Consider the following 23605-nt stretch of genomic DNA (forward strand, 5'->3'; position numbering starts at 1 on the left):
CTCTGTAAAATATAATGGAAACATTATGTAAGTACAAGGTGGTGAGCTTATGGACGAAAGAAACAACGGTTTTGACTTCGACTTTATGCCGATCGGACAGGCGATTAAGAAAGCCCGTGAAGCCAGAGGTATGACAAGGGAACAGCTTTCTGGGATCATCGGTTTTGCTCCCAGACATCTTCAAGCAATCGAAAATGAGGGGCAGTATCCGAGCATTGAGCTGTTCATTCAGCTTATCACGATGTTTGATGTATCGGTTGACGAATACATATTCCCAAACAAGGAAGTCAAAAAAAGTTCCGTCCGCAGACGCTTAGACGCACGGCTCGACGAATTAGACGATAGAGAACTGTCGGTTATAGAAGCAACTGTAAACGGACTATGTAAGGCAAAAGAGCCAGAGGAATAAAACCTCTGGTTTTCTTTTGCCTTTTCTTAATAGGCAGGGATACCGTAACCATAGATAACGCCGCTTCCGACAGCATAGCTTCTCTGGCGGCAGGCGTCATCAGAGTTGCCCTCAACGGTATAAACCGTTCCGTTTTCGCATTTCTCCACAATGCCTGTATGGTCGATTGTACCGTCACCGTCCCAATCGAAAAAGATAATCGCTCCTGCCGATGGCTCATAATCCCGTCCTTGCCATTGCCCATTGCTCTGAAACCAATCCACACCGTCCGAACAAAGAGAATACTTTGGTACGATTCCGCTATCCAGATAACCGCACTGATCGGCACACCATGAAACAAAGCAGGCGCACCATTCCACACGCCCCTCAAAGCCGTACCAACTCCAATAGGGCTGACCGCCCACATTACCGAGCTGTGTCAAGGCAACCTCCACGATTGCCTGATTGCCGCCGCTTGTGAATGCCCGCCCGTATGGATAGTACCGCAGTACATGGGCGGGATACTGCGTGTCCCCGTATTTTTCCCAACCTAACCGCTGTGCCTGCATAGTAGAAAACTCTACCGCATTCGCATAGGAATAACCGCCATAATTACTCTTTGCCCATGATATATAGCCATTCCCGAAGTTATAGCCCTGTAAGGCAAGTTTGATATGCTCCATGTCAATCGGGTTTTCCACCTCGGCAGAGATAAGAGCTGCCTTTAATTCCTGCACTCCGCACTCTATGGAATATTCGGGGTCTTGAATCCCATTCGGCTCATGAGGGTATCTGGTGTTAAAGCTCCCTTCCGCCGCCTGCATAGGGTCAAGTCCACGCCCGCCGCTTTCCTGCATCATAACCGCCTTGATCAACTCCACATATTCGGGAATGCCGTATTGTTTGGCGTACTTTTGGATTAACGGCTCATAGGCTTCTACCTCTGCGCTGACAGGCGTATAGGAATTACTGCCGCTGCCGCCGCCAAAAAGAGAAACGGCACAACCGAACAGGACAACGATCAGAATAATCACAACGGCGATCCAACCACCTGCAATAAGGGCAGAAATCAGAGCCTTTGTCCCTGCGATAATCGCCTTGACTGCGGCAATGGTAGCTCTGACCGTCGCTTTTGTTGCTTCGGCTGTCGCCTTTGCGGTGGCTTTCGCCGCCTGTGCCGCTTTCTGGGTTGCTTTGGCAGACGCCTTTGCTGCTGCCTGTGTTGTCTGGGCGGTCTGCTCTGCGGTTTTAATCGCCGCCTTTGAGGTTGCCTGTGCTGTTTTTACCGTCCGCTCGGTAGTCCTGACTGTACCTTTTGCGGTAGACTTTACCGCTTTTTCTGCATTTCGGGTTGTTGTCTTAATGGTCTTTTTCCCCTGACTTCGGGTTTTTATCAACTGTTTTGTCCCTGTCTGGGGTGCTTCACCCGTAACAGAAATATCGGGAGCAGGGGACAGGCCCGCAGTTCCGTGACGGATCTGCGAGCCTGTCTGCTCTGCAGCCTGCTGTGCTTTTCTCTGTTCGGCGGCTTTTACCGCCCGTTTCGTTTTAAAATCAGAAAGTTTATCCTTTGCCTTACCGATATTCTCTCTGGTCGTCTGGACACTTTTCTGTCCCTGCTTATTAAACTGACGGACACCCTCTGCTGCGATACCCTCCGAAGTATGGGAAATCTTATCAGAAGCATACTCGGCAGGGGAATTTCTCTCCGTATAATAACCCTGTTCTGCCTTATCCTTTGTCTTAGCATAGGCATTTTTCATCCGCTCTGAAGCAATGGCGGCTTTGTCAATGGTCTTTATCGTGCCTTTGACCGCATCTCTGGTCTTAATATCAGCCATACAAAACCTCCTTTCCCAGAGGATTTGCGGTCATATCAGTTTACCTTTTTTGCCACAACAACAAGCCTGCCGTTCTGTGCAGAGTATTCGCAGGTAGACAGGGTAATGAGCCTGTCGCCGTACTTTGCGGTCACTCCCGTATCATACAGGGCAAGCTCTTTGCATTTTTCGATATAAGCATGAAACTCATCCTCATTCTCCGCATCTACAAAATCATAGTAGCGGTAGCCCTCGGAGCTGTATGCAACTGTCTTGAATACGGCAATGATTTCATACTCCGCCTGCTCTGTGAGCGTGTCAAACTGAATGGTCTTGTGTTCCTCATAAAAGCTCTTGGCTTTGTAATCTTCCAAAGCCCCGAACATCCTTTGCCCTTTGATATGATGACCGTAAATAATCAGATTGTCACTTGTGGCAAGATCGCAGTCCTCTTGGATATACGGCACACCTAAATCACTGTATTCCTTTTCAAAATTATGCTTCAGATAGAAGTTGGGGTTGTTCTTCGTCTGCATAACAGGATAATTGATGTTCGTGCCGGCAATGGAAATCCAACCAACCATATCTTCATTCTGTAAATACAGCTCCTTATATTTTGCCAGAACGTCCTCGCCCTCACTGACAGGCGTATCTTCTGGTACTTCTTTATCATCGGGAGCGTTCTCTACAACCTCGGCAAGCTCCGAAAAGGCTTCGGTCTGCTCGTCCACCTGTGCATAGTGATGATAGATGTGATAACCACAAAAAGCCGCCGCAGCTAACAGGCCGACGACGGCAACGATACTAATAACAGATTTATATTTTTTCAAATTCATAGGCTTTTCCTTTCGATATATTGATTTACCTTGTATGCTCGGTCTGCTTCTTGGGCGTGGGTAAATCCCTGCAATATTCGGGATACCTGACCTTGATACCCTCCATGAAATACGGGGCAAACTCACAACAGAATAATTCCTCTGGCGTGAAATACCGTTCCCGTCTCTCCTCGGCGTAACCGTTCCAGAGGTTAAAGGCAAGGTGGCACACCTTGACCGTGCCGCTTGTCTGCCAACCGCCGTGCATCCCCTCTGGTTCGATACAATCCGTCTTAAAGTTGAACATGGAATTGATATTCCTGCGTGTTTCATCCGCAATCCCCATGACATAGAAAAAAGCCCTGTGGTAACAGTCGTTGACCTTGCATTTCATCATATTTTCCAGAAAGAAATCCCGATGTGCGGTGTTGCGAAACCTAATATCTGCCATAGACTTACACCTCCCCAAATTTCGTTGTCATCAGCTTGTAAAGCTCCGTATTTTTCGGGAACTTATTGACAAACGGCACGAGGGAGCTGCCCACTTTCAAAAGCCCCTGTCCTGCGCCGACATTCGTGATATAGCTCATCTGCAAATCGGAGATATTCAGGAGCTTGGCAAGCTCGATACGGTCTGTGGACGCCTGATTTAACATGATGATAAACTCGGAGTTGGCAAGCATCGTCCTCGCCGTATGGCTCTGCAAGAGGTCGTCTACATTCTGGGTAATACCCGTACAGTACGCCCCATACTTACGCACACGTTTCCAGAGGGTAAAGAGGAAGTTTGCGGAGTATTCATGTTGGAACAGCAGATAAATCTCATCAATAAAGATAAATGTATTCCTGCCTTTTGCCCTGTTCTGGGTAATACGGTTTAAGATACTGTCGAGGACAACGAGCATACCGATAGGCTGTAACTGCTTGCCCAAATCAAGGATGTCATAGCAGATAAGGCGGCTGTGGGTGTCCACGTTGGTATGCTTGGCAAAGGTATTCAGTGATCCGTCCGTAAACAGCTCGATGGCAAGGGCGATTTCCTGTGCTTCTGGTTCACTCTGCTTCAGAAGTTCCTCACGGAAGTCCTGCAAGGTCGGCGGTGTTCCCATATAGTTGCCCTGCTGATAGTAGCGGTACACACTCGCCGTACAACGGTCAATGATGGATTTCTGCTTTGCCCCCAGACTTGCACCGCCGATGAGCTGCTCACAGAGGGATAAAATAAACTCCGATTTCAGAATGACGGGGTTTGCACCGTCACCGTAATCGGAGTTCATATCCATAGCGTTGATGTGGTTTTCACTTGTGGCAGATATATGGATGACCTCGCCCTGCATGGCTTTCACAAGGGGCGAATATTCCCGTTCTGGGTCAATGATAATGACATCGGCATTGGGGTCTGTCAGTATGATATTCGTCATTTCTTCCTTTGCCGTAAAGGATTTACCCGCACCAGACACACCGAGGATAAAGGAATTTCCATTCAAGAGGTATCTGCGGTTGGCGATAATCATATTTTTGCTGATGACGTTCTGACCGTAATATACGCCGTTTTCATGGTAGATTTCCTGCACACGGAATGGGATAAATACCGCAAGGCTCTCCGTTGTCAGGGTACGCAGGGCGTCAATCCTCCTTACGCCGAAAGGCAGAGCCGTGTTCAGACCATCCATCTGCTGATATTTCAGCACCGCAAACTGGCAAAGATGCTTTCTGGCTGTTGTGAGCAGGGCTTCGGTATCGCTGTCAAGCTCCTCTTTGGTGTCGGCGGTATGCACCATCGTGAGGACGGAAAACATCATCCTCTGGTCACGGGTCGTCAGATCATCAAGGAACTCTTTGCTTTCCTTTCGCTGCTGTTCCATATCATAGGGGATGACCGCCGAAAAGTTGTTATTCTGGTTCTGTTTTCTCTGCCAGTTGGTAATATTCGTTTCAACACCCAGAAGCCTGTTTTCAACTTCTCTTACGGCTTCATCTGTGGGAACAGGAATAACATCGACGGACAGCATCATGTTTCGGTTTAACTCGCAAAGCTCCGCTACCATGCTGTCCTTGATATAAGCGGCGTATTCTCTGAGGAAAATCACACGCCCGTATCTGTCGCCAATACGGAAACAGTCCTTTTCAAACTCAAAGGTATCGGGGCAGATATAGTCTTTAAAATCGTGACCTTTCCGCATGGTCTGTACCATATCGAAAGAAAATGCCGTTTCTTCGCCTGTGCGGTAAAAATCATGGAAGATACGCAGCCTGTCCGTTGCATCCAGTTCCGTACACTTTGACCCCAGACGGTTAAAATGCCCGATAAGGTCAGCACCGATACGGGCAAAGTAGTTCCTGGCTTCCTCGATATTTTTCTTGCAGACGGAAATGGTCACATACTTATCCTGCACGATGGAGTTTGCCCCCGTCGCCTTGTCGAGCAGCATCCTGTTGTATTCGTCACGGTATTTATCCAGACCGTCCTCCGCCATCGGGATTAGGATGGTCTGCTCAAAATCCCTGCGGTTTAAGCGGCGGTTATTGATCGTGATTTTCGTGGTCGCCCCGCTGTCGAGGGCGTTAAGAAGCTCGGAGTATTCAAGGAACATGGCTTCTTTATCCTCACGGCTTGCTACCGCATAATTTATATCCTCAAACTTAAAGGTTTTGGCATATTTGTTCTTGCCGACAAGGAAAATGCCGTCCTCCCAGATCGTCTTAATCGGGATGACACTCTGCACCGATTTTGGCACGGCAAATTTCTCCCTGTCCTGCTTGAACAGATTTTTAAGCGTTTTAATCATGGTCTACCTCCTTACGCTTTTTTGATTTCTTCGGCGGCTTCGGATTTCGTTTCGGTTTCATGCCGAGAGCCGCCCTTTCATGGTCTTGGATTGCAGGTTTCAGCGTTTCATAATAAAGATTATCTGGGAGAAACATCAGCTTTTTCGGCGTCATAAACTCGGATTTGAACCACGCACACACAAACTGCTCGGCAGTCATGCCGTTGTACTTGACAAAGCCCATCGCCGCAAACGGGGCGGCTCCCAGAATACACATCCAACTGAGGGTTTCCGTGCCAAAATGGGGACGGAGCAGAAAATACAATCCTACCGCCACACCAATGGCAAGGAGAGAAAAAATGAACTGCCGCAGGGACAGTCCAAAAAACATGGATTCCGTATAGTTACGGATTTCCTTATTTATCTTGACTTCCATTTACAAACACCTCCCTTACAAGCCCATCATTTCCCGTACCACACGGTCTGCCATCTTGACCGCACCGACAAGGACGAGCATATTAAATACAAGCTCCCCGATATAGCTCCAGACCATCGTGACTGCCGCCGCATCGGGATTGACTACGGGTGGAGAAGCCGCAAACAGGGAGAAGATGATACAGCCGAGTACGATGATTGCCCCCTCAAGGCATACAGCGGCATAGCTTTTGATAAAGCTCTTGCCGACACTCTGGCTCGGTTCTCCCGCAAAAGTGGAAAGCGGCACGGGAGCGATTGCGGTATAAAGGTAGAGCTTAAAAAATCTGCCATATACCGACATAATCATAATGAACGACAGCACCGTAATGAACAGCCCTCCAATGAGCGTGACCGCCCATAGGGGGATGCTCTCAAAAAAGCCGCAGTCCTCAACGGCTGTGACAACCTCCTGCGGTAATACCGTCTGGGTTGCCGAGCCGAAGCCTGCGGCGTTCATAATGGTTGAAATGATACCCTGCACAATCTTGAACAGAGCCATCATCAGCTCCAGTCCATAGGTTACTGCACCTTTAGCAAGGGCAAATCGGATAAAGAGCTTTAATGCGTGTTCGGGTTTTTTGACTTCTGCAAAGCTGCCGCAGGTTTTCATCATGCCCACGACAAAAAACAGCACAAGCAGGGCAAGCCCGACAGCCTGCAATGCCCCGTGTATATCCACGATGACATTCCATATCGTACCGCCCTTGAACTGCTCTGGGGATTGGGTAATGAGCGTCCATATTTCGGACAGCTTCTCATTCCATGTGTTCAGGGCGTTCTCTAAATTCTGTACTACCCAGTTATCAGACACATAGACCACCTCCTGTTTTCTCTGGATAACTGTTTATTTCAACGTCACATACAACCTCATCGCCCCAGACATCCCAACCATCCGTTTCTTTACGGGCAAACAGCTCCAACCTCGGCAAATCCCCCATAAGTTCAACGATTTTTTCTCTGGTTTCATCTGGCTTCTGGCTATGCTCACGCAGAGGACTGATAATAAACTGATGCACACGATTAGACTGCCTGCGTGGTTTTCCCTTTGTGGCAAGCAGACAGATTTCTGCATTTCCCCGTGTCCAAAATCCCAGACCGAAAAACCACCCTTTTCCGCTTTTGTTCTGTTTCAGCCAGACAAAGGCAACTGTCTTGTAACAAAAGCCCCATGCTTTAATAACCCGCAATGCTTCCTGTAATTGAGGGAATGTCGTCCACAAAAACAGCACACAATCCTCCGCTGCCACTTCTGCAACGCCTAAATTACAGATTTCCTCAATACTCATTGTCTGGTAATGATGTTCCGCAGCCCCCGACAGATTTTTCTGGTTATACCGCCACGGCGGGTCTGCATAAATAATTCCATATTTTTTTATATTCCCGATAACGTAACCACCTCCGTTCTTAAAATTGGCAAACAGGGCAGGCCACGCCCGTGATCTGCCCCGTTTGCCCTGTCTATTCTGCTTATCTTTCGGGTATTGCCCTTAGCCTGTGATGAGGGTCAAAATCTCCTTTGCAAAGGTAATCACGATGCCGCCTGCAAGGGTCAGGAAACCGTTAGACCTCTGGCTTGGGTCATGGGACTGCAAGGACAGACCAACCTGCACAATACCCCAACCGAGCAAAATCAGACCAACCGCACGGATAAGACCGAAAATAAAATCAGAGAGGTTATTGACCACCGTCAGCGGGTCGCTTGCGGCAAAGGCGGTCATGGAAGTGCCTGCCACCATCGCCATTGCCATAACCATCACGCAATAGAAGCGGAAGCCCTTTTTGACTTTTCCTGTCATGGGCAGTTTCGTGGTTTCTTTCTTCTCGTTCTTCTTGAAAATTCTCATAGATAAATCCTCCTTTAGATGTTGAATATTTCTTCTAAGTCCTCCTCGGACAGAAGCTCATAGGAAGTGCTGACAGTGGAAACGCTCACGGCGTTCTCTGGAATATCCCCGTCAAACACAAGGGTTGCGACAGCCTGTGTCGGCTCGCCGTGAAGATAAGGCGGCTGACCTCCATCGGTTGTCAGTTTCACATTCGGGTGTTTCAGTATATCGAGCTTGAAATCCATGACAGGGCGCTCCCCTCGGATAAAAAGGATGGCATACTGGTTATCAAGCAGCCGTACCTCCGAAGCATCCAGAAGCTCCCGCCCTGAAATCTGATAGTTTGTGGAATAATTACCGCTGCGTCCTGTGCTTTTCCCATAGGTGTTCGTGTCTATCGTTGACTTTCCGAGCAGCTCGCTCACGAATTTATGGGTACTCTGCTCGTTGCCGCCCAGATAGAGAAATTCATCGCAGTTACCGACAATGCTTTCCCACTGTTTCTCAAAAAGGGCTTTAAGCTGCGCCAGATTTTGAAGGATGATGCTGACCGACACACCTCTTGACCTCATTACGCTGAGTATCTTGTCGAAGTCATCGGGCAGGGAAACATTGGCAAACTCGTCCATGATAAAATGGCAATGCACGGGCAGGCTCCCGCCGTACTTATGGTCTGCCAGATAAAAAAGCTGTTGGAATAGCTGCGTATAGAGGATACTGACAAGAAAGTTAAAGCTCGTGTCGTTGTCTGGTATCAGAGCGAACAGGGCTACTTTCTTTTCTCCCAAACTTGGCAGGTCAAGCTCATCGGTGGCGGTCAATCCCGCAAGACTGTCCAGATTGAATTTTTCAAGCCGTGCGGCAAGGGTAATCTGGATGCTCTTTAAGGTCTTTGCGCTTCCGCTGTGGTAATCACGGTAGTATTTGAGTGCGATATGCTCTGGATTATCCATCTCCAGACGGTCAAACAGCTCGTCAAGAGGGCTTACATAGCTGTCATCGTCCTCACGGACTTCCCCTGCACGTAAAAGCTCCATGACCATCGGAAAATTCTGCTCGTCTGGCGGGGCTTCATATTTCAGATAAAACACCAGAGAAAGAAGCAGCATACTCGCCGCCGTGTCCCAGAACGGGTCTTGGGACTGTGAGCCTTTCGGCGTGGTAGCCTTAAATAAATTCGTTACCAACCGTTGCACATCGTTATCGCTACGGAGATAGACAAAGGGGTTATAGCAATGGCTCTTGTGCATATTGATAAGGTCAAGGACTCGCACCTCATAGCCCTGCTTTTCAAGCATCCCTCCTGTGTCACGGACAATCTCGCCCTTTGGGTCTAAAATAACCATTGAGGTATTGCACTGCATGACATTGGGCTTACAGTAAAATCTCGTCTTACCTGCGCCAGAGCCGCCGATAACCAATACATTCAGGTTCCTGCGGTGCTTCTTCCCGTCCAGTCCGATACGGACATTCTGGGTCAGCAGCTTATTGGCAGACGGGTTTTTGTCACGGTATTTCTTATTCAATGCTTTCGCATCGCCCCATTTGGCAGAGCCGTGTTCTTCTCCTCTGCGGTAATTCCTGCGTGTGGAAAGGCAGATGCCGATTCCCATGCCATAGGCAAGCAAAAAAATAAGGACAGTCTTTACGCTGTCCTCACATACCGTTATCTGAAACGGGTTGCTTACTGCCGTTGGCAGGTTTCTCATTATCTCCACAAGACCGCCGCTGACATAAGGAGCTGTCAGCATGGCAAGCCACACAACAGGAATGATGCCGAAAGCCGAGAAGATGAAGCCCGCCTTTAAATTGTTATCGTTCTTCATTACACCTGCACGGCAGCACCCTGACCTTTTTTGTCGGGGCGTGCGCCACCTTGCTTATCAGCTCATCCACAGGGTCGGTGGGGCGTTCCTCCTGTATCTGCTGTGTCCGCAGGGTATTTAAGGCATTGATGACGATATTCTTATCGTACCTGTCAAGTGCGATATGGTATCGTTCTTCTTTCATAGGCTGCACCTCCATTAGCGTTCCTGCTCTTTGGATTTGGCGGGCTTGTTCTTTTCAAGGCTCTTATACATATCGCTCTGGATTTCTCCGAGGACATCACGCATCGAGCCAAGCTCTCCCTTGAACGCCTGCGTATCCATCCCGTCATATTCTTTCGGGAGCCCGCCGAAGTTAAAACCTCTGGTATCCACGCCGTAACGGGAGCTTACCATATAGGCGACGCAAAAGGATTTGAAGTCAGAAGCGTCACGGCTCTCGCCGTGCTTAAAGTCAAAGACTGCCGCCGACACTTCCTTTGCCATGCTGACAAAAAGCTGCTCCTCGGTCATGCCCGTCCTGATAAAAATCGTCTGCTGTCCGCTGTCGTAAAACGCAGGCAGCTCAAGGTCATCCACAGGCACAAAGGAAACGGGGCTTGCGTCAATCATTGCCGACACAAGCTCACGCATAGTTTTTTCTTCCTGCGCCTGCTGCCTGTCCTTTGCCGAGGTCTGGGAAATATCATAGACTACTTTGACGTTGTAGCCGACAGCCTTTGAGCCATCGTCACGCTCATATTCTTTCCCCGGCTCAAGGATCGTGACTTTCTGGGCGTTCTTATTTACATAGACACGGCTCTGTTTCCAACTGCTGTAATCCCTAAGCTGTGTCGCTTCGGGCATCTGTGCCGATACCAGAATGGCATTGTTGACGGAATAACGGTCAAAACGCCCCTGCACATCAAGATACTGTTGGAACGCACCGCCATCCGACATCATCTGGGAACAGGTGGCGTCAATCAGCTCATAGGCTTCCTGTCTTTGCGCCTGCTTCTGCGCCGCCCATTCTTCTTTGTTGAACGGCTTGCCGCCGCCGTTAAAAACATCATAGATACTCATTATCTTGCTCCTTTCGATTTTTTCGGTTTCTTCTGTTTCGGGGGCTGCTTATGCTCCGTCTTTCTGGCAGGCTGTTTCTTTGCCTTGTCCGAAGATTTTTCCCTGCCCTGTGCGGGGGACGCATCCGCTTCCTGCTCCTTACGGCTCTCCTTGATTTTCCGCAGTTCTTCTTTGACCGACGGCTTTTCCGTCTTAGTCATAGTAGCCCCCTCTGCGGACTTCTTTGGCTGCTCTGAGGTAGGCTCGGACAGAGGGGATTTTTCTGTCTTTGCCACCGAGGGGTTTGGGGCATTTTCCTCTTTCTGGACGGGCTTGCCCATGAGGGCATCGAGCAGCCTGTCTTTCTCCGCTTTTTCCTGTACGCCGACGTCTGGCTCTGGCTGACCGTCTTTCGCATCCTTGCCATCCGCAGCTTTGGTGTCTCTGCTCTTTTCCACCTCGGTCACGATAGATGCGGTATCCACCGATGCAAGGTTGAAGCGTTCCACGATACGGCTGATTTTCGATGCGTCCTCGGCACGGGCGATCACATCCACCTCCGCATTAGGGTCTTTGTTCTTACGGTCTGCAAGAACGCAGTAAAGGACGCCGTATCTTTTCGCCTCCTGCGTAAACTTCTTCAAATCCCCGTTTTTGACGGTAAAGACTTTCAGCTCTTTACCAGAACGGAGCATTGAGGTGAGTCTGGCTTTGCCTTTGGTTTTCTTTTCTTCTTTCAGAATGGAATAAAGCAGGATGGCAATGTTCTTCGCACCTGCCCCTGTGATTTTGGCAGCGACCTCAAATCCCTCCAAGCTCATTCTCACGATCTGCTCTGCCGCTTCGCCGCCTGTGTTCATTCTTCATCAGCTCCTTTCTTTGCTGTTCCTTTTCATCTGCCCGTATGACCTGTAATTTTTCCTTGAGGGTATCGCTGCGGGCTTCAATACCCTCACACAGTCTGACCTCCTTTCGGATAACCTTTAACCTCCCCGTGATTTCAGAAAGCCGAGCTTTGACCGCTTCTTTTTCTTCGCCGCTTATCCTGCGGCTCTGGGAATAAAGCCCCTTACGCTGTTCGGTCAGCTCCGCCATCTCGTTCTCCAGAGAGCCTTTATATGACAAAAGCTGCTCCACCGTATCAATGTGATTGCGGCAGAGTAGCCTTGTTTCGTTTGTAATGGCATCCATCTTCATCAAATCGTCTTTGAGGAGATAATGAAGCCTTGCGTAATTCTGTTTCCTGTTCTTTGGCAGGATGCCGAGCCTGTAACAGTAATGAAGATACAGCCCTCGCAAGCCGCCGATTTTCTTTGCGTCTTTTAAAGAGCCTTTGAGCCGATAGACCATGACCTGCTTTTGCGGCTCGGCAAACTTTGAGAATTTCACAGCATAGGAATTTTCCCTGATACGCTCCAAAATCCTCTCGTTGGTATAATCCTCTCCGAGCTTATACAGCCGCTTGGGACGTTTCCAACCTTTCCCGATAATCGTCCAGTATTTGCGGTTGGGGTCAAAGCTGCACCGGTAGCCCATTTCATTCATAAGCCTGTCAAAGTCTTTGAGCGTGAACGATTTGGAGATAGCTTCGTCCACCGCCTGCCGTGCCACGTTATCTCTGGTGGGTAAGCCCTGCTTCTCGGCTTGGTACAGGGCATAGGGCTTTTTCTTTCCGCTTGGGTGTTCAATGACGGACAGGGAATACTCCCTGCACAGCTCATCGGAACGCTGACGCAAAAGACGCAGGCTTGCTTTGTTATCGTGATAGTGCTTTCCGTCCGCAAAGGAAACAGAGTTGACAACAAAGTGGTTGTGCAGGCACTCGGTATTTAAGTGGGTGGCAACCACTACCTGAAACCTGTCGCCCCACATCCGCTCCGCCAACTTCACGCCTACCTCATGGGCAATCTCTGGCGTGACCTCGCCGTGCTTAAAGCTCTGAAAACCGTGATAGCAGACAATCTCGCTTTCATCGTTCCATTGTGCTTTCGTTATCAGCATCTCATCCCTTGCGGTGGAAACATCACAGTTTACACCCGTGACGAAAAAACGCTGCTCCGTCTTATCCTGATTGGTGGCATATTCCATGACATCCACCATCGCCTGCAAGTCCGTATCGCTGTATCTGGGATTGGCGGTCTTTTCTGGATTTTCGGCATAGTCGATTGGGTGGTCGAGCCTGCCCCGCACATCCCATATCTCGCAGACCGCCATCAGTCCGCCGCCCGTTTCGGGAGCAGGTATTTCTTTCGGACATCGAGCTGAAAGTCGTGCCACTTCCTTGCTTCCTCACGGAGCATCGGCGTGTCGATAAAGTCAAGGGCATTGGCTTTCGCCGCAAGCTGGTTGATACGGTTGCCGATAGCAGACAGCTCACGCATGATCTGGTAAAACTCTGGGTCTGGCTTCTCGCAGAGCCGATAGCCTTTGACCATTGAACGCAGCAGGGCTTCTTTGGAACGCCCAGACTTTTTCACAAGCTCATAGAGGTATTCAGCTTCTTCCTCGGTCAGACGGAAAAGTATCTGCACATTTCGTTTTCGCACTCTGTTCCTCCTCTCGGCTCGACAGCCTGTTTATCTGCACAAGGCACATACACACCACACCGACCACGCCGCCGAGCATTGTGCCGATGATAAAGAATAGCAATTCACTCATTCTTGGACTCCTTTCTCTTTACGGGGTATTAGGGGACTCCCTAACAAGCGAATTTGGTTTCCAGACCTGTTCTGGATAACCAAATTCAGTGCTTGGTAAGACATTACTCGCCGCACTCGTCCTCATACATACATTCTCCACACACGGGGCAGAAGTACGGACAATCCGAACAGCAATCATCCTCCATATCCCCGTCCTCGGCGGCACGTTCTTCACATCCGTCCTCATCAGCATCCTGAATATCGGCTCCGCCGCAGACAAAATCCTCATCGGAAAAGTCGATAAGGTCGGTGTCAAAGAGAATGATTTTGACTTTCTCCGCCGCCTGTTCGGGGCTGTCGGCATAGACGGAAATGGTCTTTTCATAGTGTCCTGTGAGTGTAACTTCAAATTTTTTCATTCAAAAATTCCTTTCTTTTTTCATAATCAGGCTTCATTTTCTGGCTTCTTTCTCTGGAAAAATCCTCACACAATCAACGGGCATCACCCCTTTCACGGCGGGATTTTTGCTTTGCAATCCCCAGATAGGACATCAAAAAATCGTTGACATCCTTACCGGCAGGCGGCGGTGCGTCAACGATTTTATAGTCTTTCTTCAGTAATTCCGTTAAGGCGGCGGTACAGAGCCTGCCAACCTTGTCATTATCCAAGTGCAAAACAATGGTCTTGATATGCGGGTTTTCTTCCAAAAATGTGGAGAGGGCAATGGGGATTTTGCTGTCCTTTATCTCTTTCTTCGGCTGATACACGCCCGAAAGGGAGAGCAGGTTTTCCGCCTTGTAGTCCTTTCCCTCGCACTTGAGATAGGTTGCATAGGACAGTAAATCAATGGCGGCTTCAAATAAATGCACGGTATCCGCAGGCTCTTTTGCCAGAAGCCGAAAGGAATACCGCTTGTCGCTTCCCGATGCGTCGCCCTTAAAGGAGCTTCCAATCGTACTCCGTAAAGCCGCATACTTTGGCGTACCGCCTGCGTCTTTCCCCACAAAAACAGCGTTGTGGTACTTCCTGCCCTCAAAGATAATCCCCTCGGCGATGCACTCCTGTATGAGCGAATAGTCGATGCCACGCCCGAAAAGATACTCGGTCACTCGGTCTGCATTTCCGTTCTTCTGCGGCAAAAGCAGCACCTTCGGCTCGTCTTTCTTTGTGGCAGGGGGCGGCGGTTTCCAGTCTGCCAACGCCTGCCCTGTGAGGATTTCCACGGCTTCCACAAAGCCACATTCCTTGACTTTGATAAGGTAATCAAGGGCAGAGTAGCCGCCGAAGCCCCTCGACCACCAGTACCATTTGCCGTTGGAAATCTTCAGGCTGTCATGCTCGGCGGTGCAGTACACGTTGGTCGTGCCTTTGACCTTGACGAGATTGCTCGGCTCATAGGTGCGGAGATAGGAAAGCAAATCTATCTGCCTTGCCCGTTCCAACACATCAGGGTCAATCTGCACATAGGGTCTGTTACTTCGCATTCAATAAAATCACCTCCGAAAATAGAAAAAGCCGAAGGATTTTCGGGAAAGAAAACCTCTCGGCTATGTAAATATCATATTTAGTTTTGATTTCAACTCATTGATAAATCGGAATTTGTGGAGAGATTTCTTGAACTTTCCTTATTTTACGGGCTTTCCAGCCCCTTAAATAGTGAAATGATATGTATTTTCCCTTATTTTTGACCTTATGCGGAATCAGCAAGGGAAATAAGGGAATTTTTTATTTAGTCGTTGCCTGCCACTTTATCAAGAAGTCTGGCGGAGTTCCGCTTTGCCTTTCTTGTAGAGTGGGCGTAGACATTCATTGTGGTACTGACATCAGAGTGCCCTAACAGTTCCTGCACATCTTTTGGGGCAGCTCCGTTTGAGAGGAGGTTGCTTGTGTAGGTGTGTCGCAACTGGTGGAAATGGAAATTCTCAAATCCGTCCAGCCTTTTTGCAACTGATCGGCAGGCAATGCTGAGTGTGCTTGGCAGTTCCAGACATCCGTCCGGTCTCAGGCAGACAAAGGAGATTTCCTTGTAATCTACCGGGATTTCTTCGGTTCCGTCCAGATGATAATATTCATAATACACTCTGTTTTTGTCCTGTGCTTCCTTGTAGAAATTGCGGTGGTAAAGTTCACCATACTGCATCCGGCTTTTAAGCTGTTTTTTTCTGGCGGTTTTCAGTATTTCAGTCAGAGTATCGCCAAAATCAACAATCCTTACTTTCTTTCGCTTGGTCGGTCCGATGATGTTTTTATGTTTTGTGCCATCATAGCGGATACTTCTTTTAATGGTCAGGCATTGTTCTTCAAGATTGATGTCCTGCCATGTCAATCCGCAAACTTCACCGATACGAAGTCCCGCATAGTATGCGATCTGGATTGGCAGGATTGCAGGTGGATTCTTTACTTTGAGGTATTCTATCAGTCTCTCATAATCTTCATGGGAAATAGGCTGTATGCCTTCTTCTACCTCATCATCTGAGAATAAATCCACATCCTCTGCCTGTTTTTTCAGCTTAATATACTGCATAGGATTAAAAGTAATCAACTGTTTTGGAAATACTGCAAACCGGAAAGCCTGTTGTAATACTGCTGAAAAGGAATGGATGTAATCTTTACTGTATCCTTTTCTCACTTTTCCATCTGGAAATTCCCCACCGAATGTAAGCAGATCGAGAAATGCCTGTAAATGTTCAGCAGTAACGGTTTTTAATTTGCGTTCTGCAATCGGATGTTTCTTGATACAACGGATTGCACCAAGATAATTTTCCACTGTACCATTGCTGAGTGTTCCGACTTTCAGTTCTTCTTCCGCCCACATATCAAGAAGTTCTCCTACAGTAAGATTATCTGTCTTTGCGACAAATTTCTTGCTTTCGTAATCATCCATTGCCTGACGGAGCAGTTTTTCCGTTTCACTTTTACTTTCTGTTCCAGCGTATTCTTTCTGAACCAGATTGCCGCTTGCATCTTCTACATAGAAGCGGTAGTACCATTTCTTTCCTTTTTTTCTTACAGATCCTTTTGCCATAATCGTGTGTCTCCTTTCGATATCAGACAATCGGAACTGATGAAATGCTTCTTGCGTGTAAGTATATCATAACTCCGGTTGTCGTTCTATACCGAATCGGAATCCTCATACAAAACTTCTGATAAAAGATTTTCAAGCCTTTGTTCTGCCATTTCCGGTTTCTTGGAATAAAGCCTTACGATATCTGCCATGTCGTTAAAGGCATTAACAGTGTGGGTGATCTCCCGGAGAAACATAATCTCGTTATATTCATCATTCGATTCAAACCCCATTACTTTTGCAATATCAGCTTCATTCGTGTTGCCCTTGTAATTCTTGCAGGCAAACTGGAATGATTCCAGAAACAGGTTATATTGCTTTAACATCAACAGCAGTAAATCTTTGGAAAAAGCATCTTCCTTTTTACTAAGGTCGAGAGGTAACTGTTTGAGAATATCGCCCATTGCATCACGAATCTGTAATTCTTTCTTATCCGTAATATCGGTTTCGTATTCATCGGTTTCCCCTCTGAGCCATTCAATAGATACATGAAGTGCTTCCGAAAGACCTTCCAGCACCATCTTTTTGGTATTGTCAATCGAACCATTCTCATAACGCAGGATTGTGGAAGCGGTAACTCCCATCTTCTCTGCAACATAAGGCTGTGTCAGATTTAATTCCAGACGACGCTGTTTTGCCCTGCTGCCTATCAGCTTGCGTAGTTCTTTATCTTTCATGCTGATTGCCTCCTTTTTCGGTATGTATGAATTATAGCATGTACCTCACATAATTGCAATATGCAATATAATAATTATTTTTAAAATTTCATAACGCTTGACAACACAATATAAAACCGCTATACTAACAGCACAACAAAAATTGCATAATGCAATTCATAAGGAGGTGACAAGATGACGGAAAGAAAGATTGCATTATCCATCGAGGAAGCAGCCGACTATACAGGAATTGGCAGAAACACTTTGAGAAAGCTGGTTGAATGGAAGAAGCTTCCGGTATTAAAAGTCGGAAGAAAAGTCCTTATTAAAACTGACATTTTAGAAAAGTTCATGGAAGCCAACGAGGGGCGAGATCTGAGGGATAAAGGAAATGTAAAAACTGTCACAAGAAATGTGGCAACTTAAAAAGGCGGCTTCCTACGAAACCGCCAAAGGTTCTATCAGACCGAAGCCATGATATACCTACACGCAAGAGGATTATACCATGTGCTTCTCCTGATATGCAACCGGGAACTAATGTTTATCTTGTCGGAAAAACATCGACAAGATAATGCTCCGCAAGGATGCACCACGATTCTGATTGGAATTATGTCAACAGAGCTGACCAGAATCGTGTGCCAAATCTTAGCAGAGCAAGATTTGATTATAAGAGAAAGGATGAAGACGATATGGCGAAATCAACAAAGACTTATGAAGAAAGAATACGTGCATTAGAGAAAAAGGAACAGGAAAGCATCGAAGCTACCAAAAAGCTCATTGCACAGCGAAAGGAACTGGAAAAGAGAAAGAAAGCCGAGGAAAGTAAAAAACGAACCCACAGGCTCTGTCAGATTGGCGGTGCGGTGGAATCGGTTCTTGGCTGTCCGATTGAGGAGGAAGATTTACCAAAGTTGATAGGCTTCTTAAAAAGGCAGGAAACAAACGGAAAGTTTTTCTCAAAGGCGATGCAGAAAGAGCCACTTACAGATATGGAGGAAGTGTAATGGCGGAGGGAGTGGTTTTTCCATTCCCTTCATTGCCTTTGAATGAAGGGCGCACTTATGGACAACCAGAGGTCGTCCTTATAAGTTTGCCACAAGTGGCAACCGGTCTGCGCTTACGCTTGCCGGGCTCGTTCCGTCGGCGGGGCTTTCAGCCAGACCTGCTCATGCCGCAGGGGGCACTCTTGCGCAGAGGGCGTTCCGACAGCTTCACTTCTGCCAAACCAGAAGAAGATGCTGTCGGAAATCAATGCCGGATACGGCAGAAAGGGGGAATCGTATCATGGCGATATTTCACTTTACAGTAAAGATTGTCGGGCGCAGTAAAGGAAAATCTGTCATATCCGCATCGGCATATCTTAATGGAGATGTGATGAAGAATGAGGAAACAGGCAGAATCAGTTACTATACTTCCAAAAAGGAAGTCGTCTACACCAGTCTGATGATGTGCGAAAATGCACCTCCTGAATGGCTGCATGTACCGGAAGAAAATATAAAAAGGTTTCAACAGTCTATCCGTTATAAAAGAGCGGATGATAAAGATGCCGCACTGGAAAAGTTTAAAATCACATTTCAGAAACAGCGTCTATGGAATGAGGTATTGAAGATAGAAAAAAATGCAGATGCACAGCTTGGACGCTCATTTGAATTTTCCCTGCCGAAAGAATGGAGCAGACAGGAACAGATTGATTATACAACCGAATATATTCAAAAGACTTTCGTGGACGAGGGAATGTGTGCCGACTGGAGCATACACGATAAGGGCGACGGGAACCCACATGTGCATTTACTTGTAACCATGCGACCATTCAATCCAGACCACTCATGGGGCAGCAAGGAAGTCAAGGACTGGGATTTTGTCAGAGATACTGACGGAAATATCGTGGTTGATGAATCCCACCCGGACTGGTGGCAGGATAAGAAAAATCCAGACCGTCATGGAATCCGTATTCCGGTACTTGATGAAAACGGAGTACAGAAAGTCGGGGCAAGAAACAGAAAACAATGGAAAAGGGTTCTGACTGACGCTACCGGCTGGAACAATCCAAAGAATTGTGAGTTATGGCGAAGCGAATGGGCAAAGATGTGTAACCGGCATTTATCCATAGACAATCTGATTGACCACCGCTCTTATGAAAGACAGGGCAAATTGAAAGTCCCTACGATTCATGAGGGTGCAGATGCAAGGAAGATTGAGGAAAAATATCTCACCGGGCAGATAAGGAAAGGTTCATGGAAGGTCGAGGAAAACCAGATGATAAAAAAACAAAATGCACTGCTGCAAAAGGTAATTGCAACCTTTGGTAAGGTATCCGGTGCATTGTCGATGTGGAGGGAGTGGTTGAATGACATTAGAAGAAAGCAAAGAAGTAATTCCCATGATGGAAGCAATGATTACACAGATAGAGGAACAGCAGAATATCATGGCAGAGATGCTTCAGGAGATACAGGAAAAGGACGAGAAGCTGATGTGCTTTCAGGAGCAGGAAGAACGATTGCAGCAATTAGAGAAAGAATTGTCAGAGCTGCTACAAATCTTACCGGATACAGAAGAACTGTTGATGCTTCTGGAAGAAAAGACAGACCAGATACAGAAACTCACAGACGAAAATCAGCAATGGCAGGAATTGGCACAGAAATTGAACAGCGAGAACCGGCTATTGCAGAAACAGAACAGCGAATTACTGAACTTGAACAGCAATTAGAGAAAGGAAGGTTGATTGATGAACGAATTAAGAAACTCAAAGAGCGACGATCAACTGGAAGAACTGCTAATGCTGACGGAGCAGATGCAGGAAGAACTCGACCAGAAAGACCGGACTATCAGGAAACTGAAAGTGCAGCTCGACGAATCGCTGACCTTGAACGAGAGGTTAAACAGCGAGAACAGAGCAGGGAACATTCAAGCCTTAAAGAACGACTTGAGGAAAACAAAAGAATTATTGCAGAGCGAGAAAGAGAAAACGCTCACCGCAAGGGACATGATAGAGGAATGTCGCGATAAGCTAAGACAGGCAGAACAGGAACGGGACTATGCACTCTCCCATCAGAAAAAAGTAGAGATACCGGTTGAAAAGCCGGTACTCTATCAAAAGTGTGGGAATTGTAAACAGACAGCTTATCTGAAAGCTAAGGAAAAGTATGATATGCAGAGGGAAAAACTGGCAGGCAGATATAAAACAAAAACAGCCATGTATGAAGCATTGATGTTTCTGCTGATATGGTATTCCGTATCAACTACTCTTTTTCAGATGATACGGTCAAAAATATTTATTTCTGATTGCGTGGTATTCTTTGATACAATCGCAACTTTCACACAGACCATTGCTGGCTGGGTTGTACTGGCAGGAAAGAACGTGGCACAGATTAGTGATGGAATATCCAATCCTGTCGTTGCTGGAATTATAAACTGGCTGATAAGAATATTGATTTGCGGTGGATGTCTGGTGGGTGTGGGAATACTTTTGGCATTCATCGAAATAAAGATTGCAGGGCTATATAAGAAATACTGTTGGGATATGATTACCATAATGGTGATACTTGTAAGTATGGCAATAGCTATCTACTTTGGGGATTGGATAAAGGAAGTATTGCCAATCAATCTGCTATTTCTCTTATTATTCGTGCAACTGGTATATGTTGGAATCAGGTGGTATGTAAAGGGATGGCGGGAAAACAGAGGTTATGTTTAAAAATAAAAAAATTGTCTGAGACGCAGCGAAGTAAATAAAATGAGTAGTATTATAAGAAGTCAGCAGTGCGTGAATAAACTGCTGGCTTCTTTTTTGATAGATACAGTCACTCTCAGAGAGTGTGCAGGATAGTAAAGTAATAATATCAACATGCCGATATAGAAAATGCAGGGAAGCATTGTATTTCAAAGAGTTTGAGATACAATGCTTCTGCGTTTCTATAGGAGATAGTCGTTCTATGCGGAAAATAGTCATTTGATGCGGAGAATGATCGAGCGGAAGATTTGTTTGATATAATAAAGAGTGCTAGGTGAGACTTGTATGGTTTACAGGTATGAGAGAAATCAAAGACAGGAATGAAAAATATGAACATTATTATTTGTGATGACAGGATAGATGACAGAAAAAATCTATCAGATTTGCTGTCAGACTATGGTGAAAAAAAGAATTATGAGTTTGCTATTACAGAATATGATTCTGGAGAACAGTTATGCGAAGAACAATCAGCTTTGGAAGCGTGTCAGATATTATTTCTGGACATCAATATGCAGGGGATGGATGGGCTGAAAACAGCTATGAGGATTAAAGAAAAATATCCAAAACTTCCGGTTGTGCTGGTGACGGCATACATGAATTACGCACTGGATGGATATAAGGTGAAAGCAAGCCGTTTTCTGCTGAAAGATAACCTTGCAGATACTATAGAAGAATGTATGGATGATTTGATAGCAGAAATTAATAAAAACCGTAGGATTCTCGAATTTCGTTTTGTGGAGGGAACGATAAAACTCTATGCAGATGACATCATTTATATAGAAACAGAACTTCACAAAAATGTATTTTATACTGAAAAAGGTACGTTTCAGATTTATAAAAAACTGGATGAACTGGAAAATGAATTCAAGGATATGGGATTCGTGCGGGCACATCTAAGTTTTCTTGTAAATGAGTTAAACCAGATAGGGATAAAAATAGATATGTATCGGCAGGAGTACAGATTTACTCCTGCTTTCGCCTTTATTCAGGCGGTTTGACGTGTAGTACGCCGCATATATTCCCGCTCCATTTCCCGCATTTCCTCGTCTGTGGGAATATCCACAATCCCGACATAGGAATAGTAAATGTCGATTTGCTGTGTCCGTTTCCCGTCCTTTTTCTCACGCTCATGGATTACGATTTTATCCACAAATGCGTTTAGGATTTCGGGCGTGAGTTCGTCAATGCGGGTATATTTCTTCGTGACGGCTATCAGCTTTGCTACATTGGTCACTTCCATATCGGCTTGGCTGACCTCTGCGGTCAACGCTTCGATTTCACGCTTTAACTGTCCCTGCTCCGCTTCATATCCGTCTGACAGCTTGTAAAAGCGTTCGTCATTCAGTTTTCCGCTGACATTGTCCTCGTAGATTTTGCGGAACAGGCGGTCAAGCTCATCCATCCGCTTTTCGTCTTTTTCTATCTGTTTCTGCTTTGCGGACAGTTCGTATCGGCGTTCCGCAAGGGTGGTGTCTATCTGCCGTCGGATAAATACCCGCTCAAACTGCTGTAAATAGGACAGGAAATGCTGAAGCTGTTTCAAAACCAACTGGTTTAATGCGTCCTCTCGGATATAATGCTGCGTGCAGTTCTGCGTGCGGCTCGTCCGTTTGTACTGCGAACAGCCTTTAAGGTTGATTTAATAGGGTGCGTCTTTGTAACCGCCATATCTCGTCCACCGCCTTTTTAATGTCCTCTATATCCTGCCTGTAAACCGTCCCCGTCGCATTGGCGCGTTTTGCAATCTGGTTGATGTTCCGGCTCACCGCTTGCAGTTCCCGGATATATGCTTTTGTGTCGCTTCGGTCAACGACAAGAATATACCCGTCTATCGCCATTTTACGGAAGTATGCCCCATACTGCTTTATGGGAAGCTGCTTCATCTTCTCGTCGATCAGCCGCTTTTCTTCTTCCGTAACGTAAAACTTCATCTGTATATTTCTCTTTCGGTTTTCCATTTCCGCACCGCCTTTCGGTATAAGGGTTTGGGATTATCCCAACAAGCACTTTTCGCAAACGGGTACTCGTTTGCTGTGCTTGCTATCTACTCCTTATCCCGTTTCAAAGGCAGCGTTTGTTGCACTCTCTTTCTAATTTGGCGCAAAAAAAGATTGCAGCCCCTATGCGCTGCAATCTCCTGCTTCCCATATTGTGAGGTTAGTCCTCTGCTTGTTCGACTTCTGTTATCTCCCTTGCCGTTGCGGTTACAATCCGTATGCCTTTATCGCTCATACCGTCCAGCAGCGCGTCAAGCTGCCGCCGCCCGGTGGATTTCTCCGCATTGCTGTTCGGGAAGAAAAATTGATCTACCGAAATATGATACCGGGTTACAAGGTCATAGAATACCTGTAAACTCGGCTGTTGTCCCTTGTTCTCGATATTCGCAAGGTAGCGCGGGGAAATATATAACTCGTCGCTTACCTTTTTGCGGCTCTCGCCGTATTCATTTCTCGCGGCTTTTATAGCTGCCCCGAAAGCCTTAAAGTCGTACAATGGTACGGGTCTTTTTGCCATTTTCATTCACCCTGTTACATTTTACAGTTCACCTTTCTTT

The 23605-nt window shown here is 46.8% G+C and carries 29 protein-coding genes; 7 read left to right on the forward strand and 22 right to left on the reverse strand.

The window, feature by feature from the left end; all coding sequences use genetic code 11:
• Positions 1-49: 49 nt before the first annotated feature.
• Positions 50-409: a helix-turn-helix transcriptional regulator gene (locus G5A70_RS05005; RefSeq protein ID WP_173699067.1), complete on the forward strand. Its 360-nt coding sequence runs from the start codon at positions 50-52 to the stop codon at positions 407-409.
• 26 nt (positions 410-435) lie between these two features.
• Here the strand turns inward: G5A70_RS05005 and G5A70_RS05010 are convergent, their stop codons facing one another.
• From G5A70_RS05010 to G5A70_RS05100, 19 genes are all read right to left on the reverse strand, one after another.
• A complete protein-coding gene (locus G5A70_RS05010) occupies positions 436-2229 on the reverse strand; it encodes a lysozyme family protein (RefSeq protein WP_173748550.1) in 1794 nt (597 codons plus the stop codon).
• Positions 2230-2264: 35 nt separating this feature from the next.
• Positions 2265-3038, reverse strand: a complete 774-nt coding sequence (gene srtB / locus G5A70_RS05015; RefSeq protein ID WP_173748731.1) for a class B sortase — start codon at positions 3036-3038, stop codon at positions 2265-2267.
• Positions 3039-3069: 31 nt separating this feature from the next.
• Positions 3070-3474 (reverse strand): DUF6075 family protein, encoded by a 405-nt coding sequence (locus G5A70_RS05020; protein WP_173748551.1) that lies wholly within the window; start codon positions 3472-3474, stop codon positions 3070-3072.
• Between the two features lie 4 nt (positions 3475-3478).
• Complete coding sequence (locus G5A70_RS05025; protein ID WP_173748552.1) at positions 3479-5812, reverse strand: VirB4-like conjugal transfer ATPase, CD1110 family; 2334 nt, start codon at positions 5810-5812, stop codon at positions 3479-3481.
• Positions 5805-6227, reverse strand: a complete 423-nt coding sequence (locus G5A70_RS05030; protein WP_173748553.1) for a PrgI family protein — start codon at positions 6225-6227, stop codon at positions 5805-5807. Before G5A70_RS05030 ends, G5A70_RS05025 begins: the two co-directional genes overlap by 8 nt.
• Before the next feature lie 15 nt (positions 6228-6242).
• Positions 6243-7079, reverse strand: coding sequence for a hypothetical protein (locus G5A70_RS05035; RefSeq protein WP_173699058.1), 837 nt, complete (start codon positions 7077-7079; stop codon positions 6243-6245).
• On the reverse strand, positions 7072-7644 hold the full coding sequence (locus G5A70_RS05040; protein ID WP_173748732.1) for an MT-A70 family methyltransferase: 573 nt from the start codon (positions 7642-7644) through the stop codon (positions 7072-7074). The genes G5A70_RS05035 and G5A70_RS05040 overlap by 8 nt, the downstream gene beginning before the upstream one ends.
• A gap of 111 nt (positions 7645-7755) precedes the next feature.
• On the reverse strand, positions 7756-8112 hold the full coding sequence (locus G5A70_RS05045; RefSeq protein ID WP_173699057.1) for a glutamyl-tRNA amidotransferase: 357 nt from the start codon (positions 8110-8112) through the stop codon (positions 7756-7758).
• Positions 8113-8126: 14 nt separating this feature from the next.
• Positions 8127-9920, reverse strand: coding sequence for a VirD4-like conjugal transfer protein, CD1115 family (locus G5A70_RS05050; RefSeq protein ID WP_173748554.1), 1794 nt, complete (start codon positions 9918-9920; stop codon positions 8127-8129).
• Positions 9907-10104 carry a hypothetical protein gene (locus G5A70_RS05055; RefSeq protein ID WP_173748555.1) on the reverse strand — a complete coding sequence of 66 codons (198 nt, stop codon included), beginning with the start codon at positions 10102-10104 and terminating at the stop codon, positions 9907-9909. Before G5A70_RS05055 ends, G5A70_RS05050 begins: the two co-directional genes overlap by 14 nt.
• Before the next feature lie 14 nt (positions 10105-10118).
• On the reverse strand, positions 10119-10982 hold the full coding sequence (locus G5A70_RS05060) for a hypothetical protein (protein ID WP_173748556.1): 864 nt from the start codon (positions 10980-10982) through the stop codon (positions 10119-10121).
• Positions 10982-11821: a PcfB family protein gene (locus G5A70_RS05065; RefSeq protein ID WP_173748557.1), complete on the reverse strand. Its 840-nt coding sequence runs from the start codon at positions 11819-11821 to the stop codon at positions 10982-10984. The genes G5A70_RS05060 and G5A70_RS05065 overlap by 1 nt, the downstream gene beginning before the upstream one ends.
• Positions 11763-13175 carry a relaxase/mobilization nuclease domain-containing protein gene (locus tag G5A70_RS05070; RefSeq protein WP_173748733.1) on the reverse strand — a complete coding sequence of 471 codons (1413 nt, stop codon included), beginning with the start codon at positions 13173-13175 and terminating at the stop codon, positions 11763-11765. The genes G5A70_RS05065 and G5A70_RS05070 overlap by 59 nt, the downstream gene beginning before the upstream one ends.
• Entirely contained in the window at positions 13175-13507 is a 333-nt protein-coding gene (locus tag G5A70_RS05075) for a plasmid mobilization protein (RefSeq protein WP_173748558.1), read from the reverse strand. Before G5A70_RS05075 ends, G5A70_RS05070 begins: the two co-directional genes overlap by 1 nt.
• Positions 13455-13619 carry a DUF3789 domain-containing protein gene (locus G5A70_RS05080; RefSeq protein WP_173748559.1) on the reverse strand — a complete coding sequence of 55 codons (165 nt, stop codon included), beginning with the start codon at positions 13617-13619 and terminating at the stop codon, positions 13455-13457. The genes G5A70_RS05075 and G5A70_RS05080 overlap by 53 nt, the downstream gene beginning before the upstream one ends.
• 103 nt (positions 13620-13722) lie before the next feature.
• The gene (locus G5A70_RS05085) at positions 13723-14019 is read right to left on the reverse strand and encodes a hypothetical protein (RefSeq protein ID WP_173748561.1); all 297 of its coding nucleotides are present in this window, start codon (positions 14017-14019) and stop codon (positions 13723-13725) included.
• A 73-nt stretch (positions 14020-14092) separates the two neighbouring features.
• Positions 14093-15085 carry a DUF3991 and TOPRIM domain-containing protein gene (locus G5A70_RS05090; protein ID WP_173748563.1) on the reverse strand — a complete coding sequence of 331 codons (993 nt, stop codon included), beginning with the start codon at positions 15083-15085 and terminating at the stop codon, positions 14093-14095.
• Positions 15086-15330: 245 nt separating this feature from the next.
• Complete coding sequence (locus tag G5A70_RS05095) at positions 15331-16626, reverse strand: tyrosine-type recombinase/integrase (protein ID WP_014080634.1); 1296 nt, start codon at positions 16624-16626, stop codon at positions 15331-15333.
• 86 nt (positions 16627-16712) lie between these two features.
• On the reverse strand, positions 16713-17342 hold the full coding sequence (locus G5A70_RS05100) for a helix-turn-helix domain-containing protein (protein WP_003505395.1): 630 nt from the start codon (positions 17340-17342) through the stop codon (positions 16713-16715).
• A gap of 174 nt (positions 17343-17516) precedes the next feature.
• On the opposite strand from G5A70_RS05100, the gene G5A70_RS05105 reads away from it, so the two are divergent.
• From G5A70_RS05105 to G5A70_RS05130, 6 genes are all read left to right on the forward strand, one after another.
• Entirely contained in the window at positions 17517-17747 is a 231-nt protein-coding gene (locus G5A70_RS05105; protein WP_008115699.1) for a helix-turn-helix domain-containing protein, read from the forward strand.
• Positions 17748-18010: 263 nt separating this feature from the next.
• Positions 18011-18325: a hypothetical protein gene (locus G5A70_RS05110; protein WP_014080633.1), complete on the forward strand. Its 315-nt coding sequence runs from the start codon at positions 18011-18013 to the stop codon at positions 18323-18325.
• Positions 18325-18630 carry a hypothetical protein gene (locus G5A70_RS05115; RefSeq protein ID WP_005345966.1) on the forward strand — a complete coding sequence of 102 codons (306 nt, stop codon included), beginning with the start codon at positions 18325-18327 and terminating at the stop codon, positions 18628-18630. Before G5A70_RS05110 ends, G5A70_RS05115 begins: the two co-directional genes overlap by 1 nt.
• Positions 18606-20327, forward strand: a complete 1722-nt coding sequence (locus G5A70_RS05120; protein ID WP_173748565.1) for a MobA/MobL family protein — start codon at positions 18606-18608, stop codon at positions 20325-20327. The genes G5A70_RS05115 and G5A70_RS05120 overlap by 25 nt, the downstream gene beginning before the upstream one ends.
• Positions 20305-21015, forward strand: coding sequence for a DUF6040 family protein (locus tag G5A70_RS05125; protein ID WP_173748567.1), 711 nt, complete (start codon positions 20305-20307; stop codon positions 21013-21015). The genes G5A70_RS05120 and G5A70_RS05125 overlap by 23 nt, the downstream gene beginning before the upstream one ends.
• A 365-nt stretch (positions 21016-21380) precedes the next feature.
• Positions 21381-22049, forward strand: coding sequence for a LytR/AlgR family response regulator transcription factor (locus G5A70_RS05130; protein WP_204987873.1), 669 nt, complete (start codon positions 21381-21383; stop codon positions 22047-22049).
• Here the strand turns inward: G5A70_RS05130 and G5A70_RS05135 are convergent.
• The 3 genes from G5A70_RS05135 to G5A70_RS05145 all read right to left on the reverse strand — a co-directional run bounded on the left by G5A70_RS05135 (position 22037) and on the right by G5A70_RS05145 (position 23565).
• Positions 22037-22600, reverse strand: coding sequence for a DUF4368 domain-containing protein (locus G5A70_RS05135; protein WP_055222182.1), 564 nt, complete (start codon positions 22598-22600; stop codon positions 22037-22039). The two genes, G5A70_RS05130 and G5A70_RS05135, sit on opposite strands and share 13 nt — an antisense overlap.
• A gap of 79 nt (positions 22601-22679) precedes the next feature.
• Positions 22680-23009, reverse strand: a complete 330-nt coding sequence (locus tag G5A70_RS05140; protein WP_002584958.1) for a plasmid mobilization protein — start codon at positions 23007-23009, stop codon at positions 22680-22682.
• A 199-nt stretch (positions 23010-23208) separates the two neighbouring features.
• Positions 23209-23565, reverse strand: a complete 357-nt coding sequence (locus G5A70_RS05145) for a helix-turn-helix transcriptional regulator (RefSeq protein ID WP_044942672.1) — start codon at positions 23563-23565, stop codon at positions 23209-23211.
• Positions 23566-23605: the final 40 nt, after the last annotated feature.

This window comes from Blautia hansenii (assembly GCF_013304445.1).
Lineage (GTDB): Bacteria > Bacillota > Clostridia > Lachnospirales > Lachnospiraceae > Blautia.